General features: G+C 68.1%; 6 protein-coding genes. 4 read left to right on the top strand and 2 right to left on the bottom strand.

All coding sequences use genetic code 11. From position 1 onward, the window contains the following. The 4 genes from GTP90_RS13940 to GTP90_RS13925 form a co-directional block, all read left to right on the top strand. Positions 1 to 655: TolC family protein (locus tag GTP90_RS13940; protein ID WP_161084108.1), on the top strand; the 655-nt coding region annotated here is incomplete at its 5' end. Positions 656 to 667: 12 nt separating this feature from the next. Beyond that, complete coding sequence (locus GTP90_RS13935; RefSeq protein WP_161084107.1) at positions 668 to 1843, top strand: efflux RND transporter periplasmic adaptor subunit; 1176 nt, start codon at positions 668 to 670, stop codon at positions 1841 to 1843. Positions 1844 to 1852: 9 nt separating this feature from the next. After that, a complete protein-coding gene (locus GTP90_RS13930) occupies positions 1853 to 4987 on the top strand; it encodes an efflux RND transporter permease subunit (RefSeq protein WP_161084106.1) in 3135 nt (1044 codons plus the stop codon). 15 nt (positions 4988 to 5002) lie between these two features. Next, positions 5003 to 5461, top strand: coding sequence for an AraC family transcriptional regulator (locus GTP90_RS13925; protein ID WP_161084105.1), 459 nt, complete (start codon positions 5003 to 5005; stop codon positions 5459 to 5461). Between the two features lie 54 nt (positions 5462 to 5515). On the opposite strand, the gene GTP90_RS13920 is transcribed toward GTP90_RS13925, so the two are convergent. Beyond that, positions 5516 to 6943: an efflux transporter outer membrane subunit gene (locus GTP90_RS13920; RefSeq protein WP_161084104.1), complete on the bottom strand. Its 1428-nt coding sequence runs from the start codon at positions 6941 to 6943 to the stop codon at positions 5516 to 5518. After that, entirely contained in the window at positions 6940 to 8136 is a 1197-nt protein-coding gene (locus GTP90_RS13915) for an HlyD family secretion protein (protein ID WP_161084103.1), read from the bottom strand. Before GTP90_RS13915 ends, GTP90_RS13920 begins: the two co-directional genes overlap by 4 nt. Positions 8137 to 8140 lie beyond the last annotated feature (4 nt).

Genomic DNA, 8140 nt, shown 5'->3' with positions numbered 1-8140 from the left:
GGCGGCCGCCCGCGCTGCGGCCAGCGCGCCGGCCATCGCCATCGCCGAACTGCCGGCGCAAACATTGAGCCAGCGGCCCGACGTCTTCACCGCCGAACGCGAGGTCACCGCCGCCAGCGCCGATGTAGGCAGCGCGCAGGCGCAGCGTTATCCGCGCCTGGCCTTGTCCGGCTCCATCGGCTACGGCAACTTCCGCGCCGGTGGCGTCAACACCGGCACCGACACCTGGACCATCGGCCCGGTCTCGATGTCGCTGCCGATCTTCGACGCCGGCAAGCGCCGCGCCAACGTCGACGCGGCCAGCGCGCGCTACGACGCCGCCGTCTCCAGCTACCGCGCCACCGTGCGCCAGGCCGTGAGCGAAGTGGAACAGGCGCTGGTCAACCTGGACGCCACTGGCGCCCGTGCCGCCGATGCGCAGACAGCGCTGGACGGCTACCGCGTCAACTACACCGCCGTCGAAGACCGCTACAAGAACGGGCTGGCCAGCCTGTTCGAACTGGAAGACGCGCGCCGCACCCGCCTGGCCGCCGAACAAACCGTCATCAACCTGCAGCGCGAACGCAGCGCCGCCTGGGTCGCGCTGTACCGCGCGGCCGGCGGCGGCTGGACCGCCCCTACCGACGGTGCTCCCGCCGTCGCCAGCGCCAACTAACTTGTGCTTATCATGAAAAAACTGAAAACCAACCTGAAGCCCGTCGCCTACGCACTGCTGGCGGTATTTGTCATCGGCGGCGCCGGCGTCGCGTTCTACCCGTCCGCCACCCAGGCCGCCGACGACAAGAAGGCGGAAACCGCCAAGCCGGCGCTGACCGTCACCACCACCAAGCCCTCGGCCGCGCGCCTGCCGATCAAGCTGGCCGCCAACGGCAACGTCGCCGCCTGGCAGGAGGCCAGCGTCAGCACCGAAACGAACGGTTTGCGCCTGACCGAAGTGCGCGTCAACGTCGGCGACGTGGTCAAGGCCGGCGACGTGCTGGCCGTGTTCTCGGCCGATACCGTCAACGCCGACCTGGCGCAGGCCAAGGCCGCCGTGCAGGAGGCCGAGGCCAACGCCGCCGATGCCGTCGCCAACGCGGCCCGCGCGCGCACGCTGCAAAACACCGGCGCCCTGAGCGCGCAGCAGATCAGCCAATACACCACCGCCGAGCAGACCGCCAACGCCCGCATCGCCTCGGCCAAGGCGGCGCTGGCCAGCCAGCAGCTGCGCCTCAAGTACACCAGGGTCGTGGCGCCGGACAGCGGCATCATCTCGGCCCGCACCAACAACGCCACAGTGGGCGCGGTCTCCGGCCCCGGCACGGAGCTGTTCCGCATGATCCGCCAGGGCCGCCTTGAATGGCGCGCCGAAGTGGTGGCCGCCGACCTGCGCAACCTGAAGACCGGCACCGGCGCCGTCGTCAAGGCGGCCAACGGCAGCGAAGTGACCGGCAAGGTGCGCATGATCGCGCCGACCGTCGATGCGCAGACCCGCTCCGCGCTGGTCTACGTCGACCTGCCGGCCAGCGCAGGCGCCAAGGACGCGCCGTTCAAGGCCGGCATGTTCGCCAGCGGCCAGTTCGAACTGGGCACGTCGGACGCGATGACCGTGCCGCAGCAATCCATCGTGGTGCGTGACGGCTTCAGCTTCGTGTTCCGCCTCAACGCCGACCAGCATGTCAGCCAGATCAAGGTGCAGCCGGGCCGCCGCCTGGGCGACCGCATCGAGGTGCTGGGCGGCCTGACCGCCGACACGCAGGTGGTGGTGCGCGGCGCCGGCTTCCTCAACGACGGAGACCTGGTACATAACGTCGCCGAGACCGCGCCGGCCGAAAAACTGGCCAATAAGCTGGCAGCCAAGTAAGGACGCGCCATGAACTTTTCCTCACTATCGATCAAGAATCCGATCCCGGCGATCATGCTGTTCGCGCTGCTGACGCTGGCCGGGCTGCTGGCCTTCAAGGCCAATCCGGTGCAGGATTTCCCGGACATCGAACTACCCATCGTGACCGTGACCGCCACGCTGGACGGCAGCGCGCCGGCCCAGCTGGAAACCGAAGTGGCGCGCAAGATCGAGGACTCGGTCGCCACGCTGCAAGGCATCAAGAACATTTACACCACGGTGCTGGACGGCGTCTCCACCACCACCGTCGAATTCATTCTTGAGAAGCCGATCTCCGACGCCGTCAACGAGGTGCGCGACGCGGTGGCCCGCGTCAAGGCCGACATGCCGGCCGAGCTGCGCGACCCGACCGTGACCAAGGCCTCCACCGCCGGCCGCGTGATCATGACCTTCACCGCCGCCGCGGCCAAGACGCCCGGCGAGAAGATGGACAACCAGGAACTGAGCTGGTTCGTCGACAACACTGTCTCCAAGCGCCTGCTGGCGGTGCCCGGCGTGGGCGCGGTCAAGCGCGTGGGTGGCGTGAAGCGCGAGATCCGCGTGGAGCTGGACGACGCCCGCATGGCCGCGCTACGCGTGTCCGCGCTGGACGTGTCGCGCCAACTGCGCCTGGTGCAGAAGGAAGCGCCGGGCGGACGCGGTGACGTCAGCGGCGCCGAGCAATCGGTGCGCACCATCGCCACCGTGCAGAGCGCGGCCTCGCTGGCCGCCATCGAACTGCCGCTGACCGACGGCCGCCGCGTGCGCCTCGACCAGGTGGCCACCGTGACCGACACCGTCTCCGAGCCGCGCGCCATCGCACTGCAGGACGGCGTGCCGGTGATCGGCTTTGAAATCTTCCGCACCAAGGGCGCCAGCGAACTGGCGGTCGCCAAGGGTGCGCGCGCCGCCGTCGCCGAACTGGCCCGCGCCAATCCGCGCGTGGAACTGAAGCCGGTGATCGACAACGCCTTCCCGGTCGAAGAGAACTTCAACGGCTCGATGGAGCTGCTGTACGAAGGCGCGCTGCTGGCGGTGCTGGTGGTGTGGTGGTTCCTGCGCGACTGGCGCGCCACGCTGGTTGCCGCCGCCGCGCTGCCGCTGTCGGTGATGCCGGCCTTCCTCGGCCTGTACCTGTTCGGCTACACGCTCAACACCGTCACGCTGCTGTCGATGGCGCTGGTGGTGGGCGTGCTGGTGGACGACGCAATCGTCGAAATCGAAAACATCGCGCGCCACCTGCGCATGGGTAAAACCCCGATGGAGGCGGCGATGGAAGCGGCCGACGAAATCGGTATGGCGGTCATCGCCACCACCTTCGCGCTGGTGGCCGTGTTCCTGCCGACCGCCTTCATGGGCGGCGTGCCGGGCCTGTTCTTCAAGCAGTTCGGCTGGACCGCCGTGGTGGCGGTGCTGGCATCGCTGGTGGTGGCCCGTTTGCTCACGCCGATGATGGCGGCCTACATCCTCAAGCCTGTCGTCCACGCCGAAGAAAAAGACGGCTGGCTAATGACGCGCTACATCCGCGTGATGCGCTGGTGCCTGTCGCACCGGCTGGTGACGGCCATCGCCTCGGCCGCCTTCTTCATCGGCTCGATCATGCTGGTCGGCCTGCTGCCGACCGGCTTCGTTCCGGCGGCCGACCGCGCGCAGACCCAGATCAACCTGGAACTGCCGCCCGGCTCCACGCTGGCCGAAACCCGCGTGGTCGCCGAACGCGCCCGCAAGGCCGCGATGGAAGTCAAAGGCATCAAGTCCGTGTTCAGCTCCATCGGCGGCGGTTCCAGCGGCGACGCCTTCGCGCCCGGCGCGGCGGCCGAGGCGCGCAGCGCCGTGCTGACGCTGACCACCGCGCACCGCAACGACCGCAAGGAATCGATGGCCGACCTGGAAGGCGAGATCCGCCAGAAGCTCAGCGCCATTCCCGGCGCGCGCTTCAAGGTCGGCCCGCCGGACAACGGCGTCAAGATGCAGCTGGTGCTGCGCAGCGAAGACCCGGTCGCGCTGAAGGAAACGGCGCAGAAAGTGGAGCGCGAAATGCGCACGCTCAAAGGCGTGGGCAATGTGCGCTCCAGCGCCTCGCTGGTGCGGCCCGAGATCATCGTCACCCCGGACTTCGCCAAGGCCGCCGACCTGGGCGTGACCGCCGCGTCCATCGGCCAGACCGTGCGCGTGGCCACCGCCGGCGACTACGACACCGACCTGACCAAGATGAACCTGCCGGAACGCCAGGTGCCGATCCGCGTCAAGCTGCCGGACGCCGTGCGCGCCGACCTGGACGCCATCGGCCGCCTGACGGTGCCGGGCAAGAACGGCCCGGTGCTGCTGGCCACCGTCGCCACCATCACGATGGAGAGCGGCCCGGCGCAGATCAATCGCCTCAACCGCAGCCGCAACGTGACGCTGGAAGTGGAACTGGGCAAACGCTCGCTGGGTGAAGTGAACACCGAGGCGCGCGCGCTGCCAACCATGATGAACCTGCCGCCATCGGTGCGGATCGCGGAACTGGGCGACACGCAGGAGATGGCGTCGCTGTTCGCCAGCTTCGGCATCGCCATGCTGATCGGCGTGGTCTGCATCTACTGCGTGCTGGTCCTGTTGTTCAAGGACTTCATGCAGCCGGTGACGATTCTGTTCGCCCTGCCGCTGTCGATCGGCGGCGCCTTCGTGGCGCTGCTGGTCACCGGCCGCGCGCTGTCGATGCCGTCGATGATCGGCCTGATTATGCTGATGGGGATCGTTACAAAGAACTCAATCTTGTTGGTTGATTATGCTATTCTGGCGCGTCAGGAAGGCATGAGCCGTTTCGAAGCATTGGTCGACGCCTGCCACAAACGCAGCCGCCCGATCCTGATGACCACCATCGCGATGGGCGCCGGCATGATGCCGCTGGCGCTGGGCTGGGGCGCCGATCCGAGCTTCCGTTCGCCGATGGCGATCACGGTGATCGGCGGGTTGATCACGTCGACGTTACTGAGCCTGCTGGTGATACCGGCCGTGTTCACCTACATCGACGATCTGGAACACCTGCTGAAACGCCTGATGGGCAAGCTGCGCCGCGAGCCTGCGCCTGCACCCGACGAAACCGTCCAACCGCTGCGCAAAGTCGCCGGCGGTAGCCACTAACACGAGGAGATCATCATGGAATATGAAGTCAAGGATTTACCGGCGGTGCGCGTCGCCTACCTGCGCTACAAAGGCCCGTTCGGCGCGCCGATCGGCGAGTTCTGGAAAGAGGTGTTCACGCCGTGGCAGAAGGCCTTCGGCCTGGTGAACAAGGTCACCTACGGTGTGGCGCAGGACGATCCATCCACCACGCCGCCGGACCAGTGCCGCTACGACGCCTGCGTGGAGGTGTCGGCCGACTATCCGGTCAAGGAGCCGGCCAAGGAGGCGACCATTCCCGCCGGCCGCTATGCCATCGCCAAATTCAAGGGTACCGGCGACCAGGTTCCTGCGGCGTGGGGCGAGTTCTTCGGCCAGTTGCATGCCGAGGGCAAGGTCGATGCCGGCCCGTGCTTCGAACGCTATCCGGCCGACTACGCGATGGAACCGGCCACCGGCGTGTTCGAGTCGGAGTTGTGCGTCCCGGTGAAATAACCCACGTCGTTCCCGCGCACGCGGGAATCCATAGGCCGCATGCTCGCTAGCGCATTATGGATTCCCGCCTGCGCGGGAATGACCAGCCTCCGCCCAGCCGCCGCCCATCGCGCGGTACAGATCCACCGACGCCACCAGTATCCGCGTCTTCAGCTGCAAGCGTCCGACATCGGCGTTGTACAGCGTGCGCTGGGCGTCCAGCTCCTCCAGATACGAAGCGTAGCCGTTGCGATAGCGGTTGTGCGCGATACGCAGCGTTTCAACCGCCGTGGCGCGGCGCGCGTCGTTCTGCACCGCCTGTTCCTTCAGGCGCGCCAATGCCCCCAGGCTGTTGTCGGTTTCCGCGAAAGCCGTTCGCACCGCGCTCTCATATGCGTACACCGTTTGATCGCGCTGCGCCGCCACCGCGTCGGTCTGGTGCTGCACGCGATCGCCCTCGAACACCGGCGCCGCCACCGCGCCGGTCAGATGCCAGAGCGCCGTCGGCGCGTTGACGAAATCGTGCCACTTCAGGTTCTGCACGCCGCCCACCATCGTCAGCTTGAACGACGGCAGCAGCTGGTCGCGCGTGGCGGCCAGGTTGGCGTTGGCCGCGACCAGGTTCAATTCAGCGCGGGCGATGTCCGGCCGGCGGCGCAGCAGTTCGGACGGCAGCCCCGCCGGCACGGGAGGCGCGGCCAGCTGCGCCAGCTCCAATCCGCGCGCGACCGGACCCGGATTGCCGCCGGTGAGTATCGACAGCGCGTTTTCCTGTTCGAAGATGGAGCGCTTGAGCTGCGGCACCTGCTCGGCGGTGGTCTGGTATTCGGCCTGCGCCTGCAGCCATTCCAGCCGCGAGCTGTAGCCGACGTCGAACTGGCGCTTGGCCAGGTCGCGCGATTCTTCGCGCAGCTTGAGCGTGGCTTCGGTCAGTGCCAGCTGGGCGTCCAGGCCGCGCAGGTTCAGGTATCCCGATGCCACGGTGGCGGCGATCGACAACGCGGCGGCATCGGCGTTGGCCTGCTCCGACTGATAGGTGGCGGTGGCGGCATCGGTCAGCGCGGCCAGGCGGCCCCACACGTCGACTTCATAACTGGCCTGGAACTCGGCCTGGTAGACGTTGGTGACGTAGGGGACGCCGTTGTAGGCCAGCTGGCGCGCGCGGGTCGGCGCGGTATCGACGATGACGTTGGGCTTCTGGCCGGCGGCGGCCACGCCCACCAGCGCGCGGTACTGCGCCACGCGGGCGCGGGCGATGCGCAGGTCGCCGTTGTGTTCCAGTGCGGCGGCCACCAATGCGCTCAACGCCGGATCTCCGAACGCTTGCCACCATTGCGCCTCGACTGCGGCGCCCTGTCCCGCTTCAGCGCCGGTGCGCCAGGCGGCCGGCATCTGCAAGGACGACGCGGGCGCCGGCGGTGCCTTGGCGGCGCAGCCGGCCAGCGCCAGCATCACAGCCAGCGCCGCAGCGACCGGACGCGCCGTTACGCCCCGCTCCCTCATGGCTTGGCTCCCGCATGCTTGGCCTGCGCGCCCCCATCATCCAGCACCGCCGACGTATCGATGCTGACCACCACCGACATCCCCGGCGCCAGCCTGCGCGCCTTGGCCTGGCCCGGATCGATACGGATGCGCACCGGGATGCGCTGCGCGATCTTCACGTAATTGCCGGTCGCATTATCGGCCGGCAGCACGCTGAACTCGGAACCGGTGGCCGGCGAAATCCGCTCCACCTGCCCGGTCAACAGCGCTCCATCCAGCGCATCGACCTTGAAGGTGGCGCTCTGGCCGACCTGCACGCCATTCATCTGCGTCTCCTTCAGATTGGCGATCACCCACAGCTGGCGCGGCACCAATCCCATCAACTGCGCGCCGGTGTTGACGTAAGCCCCCTTGCGCACCGTGACCTGCCCCAGCTGCCCATCCTCCGGCGCCGTGATGCGCGTGTTATCCAGGTCCACCTTGGCCGCATTCAGCGCGGCCGTCGCATTGGCAACCGCCGCCTCCAGCGACAGCTTGTTCACCACCACCGTCTGCACCTGCTGCTTCGCGATCTCCAGGCTGGCGCGCGCCTGCGACACCGCCGCAGCCGTCTGCACCTTGGCCGCCTTGGACGAATCCTGCTCGCGCACCGACAGCGAACCATCGGCCGCCAGCGAATTCACGCGGCTCAAATCGGCCACCGACTTGGCGGCCTGCGCTTCCGCGTTGGCCAGCGTGGCCTGGTTCAACGCCACGCCCGCCTCCGCCGTGCGGCGCGCCTGCTCCCAATTGGCCAGCGCCGCCTTCTGCGCCGCCAGCTGCGCCTGCGCCTGTTCGTAGCGCTGTTGGTAGATGCGGTCGTCGATCAGCACCAGCAAATCGCCCTGCTTCACCTGCTGGAAATCCTGCACCCGCACATCCACCACATAACCGGGCAGCTGGGTGCCGATCAACGTGACCTGGCCGCGCACCAGCGCGTTCTCGGTGGAGACGATGGCGCTGCTGAACGGCGGCAGCCGCCACGCATACAGCACGATCAGCACACCGACCAGCGCCACAAACGAGAACGCGATCGCCGACAGTATCTGCGCGCGCCGGTCGGGCGCCGGCGCGGTGGGCGCCGCCGCGGCGACGGCTGCGGCAGCAGCGGCGGCGGCCACCGCCGCGACGCGGGTTTCGGAGGAAGAGGAATTATCGGGAGTCGTGTTAGCCATGTGG

It is taken from the genome of Duganella vulcania (genome assembly GCF_009857655.1).
GTDB lineage: Bacteria > Pseudomonadota > Gammaproteobacteria > Burkholderiales > Burkholderiaceae_D > Rugamonas > Rugamonas vulcania.
This window is presented reverse-complemented; position numbering and strand designations above follow the sequence as displayed.

Excerpts from the sequence above, each read along its gene's own strand:
- GTP90_RS13930 (WP_161084106.1), top strand. The coding sequence starts at position 1,853 with ATGAACTTTTCCTCACTATCGATCAAGAATCCGATCCCGGCGATCATG.
- GTP90_RS13925 (WP_161084105.1), top strand. The coding sequence starts at position 5,003 with ATGGAATATGAAGTCAAGGATTTACCGGCGGTGCGCGTCGCCTACCTG.
- GTP90_RS13915 (WP_161084103.1), bottom strand. The coding sequence starts at position 8,136 with ATGGCTAACACGACTCCCGATAATTCCTCTTCCTCCGAAACCCGCGTC.
- GTP90_RS13920 (WP_161084104.1), bottom strand. The coding sequence starts at position 6,943 with ATGAGGGAGCGGGGCGTAACGGCGCGTCCGGTCGCTGCGGCGCTGGCT.
- GTP90_RS13935 (WP_161084107.1), top strand. The coding sequence starts at position 668 with ATGAAAAAACTGAAAACCAACCTGAAGCCCGTCGCCTACGCACTGCTG.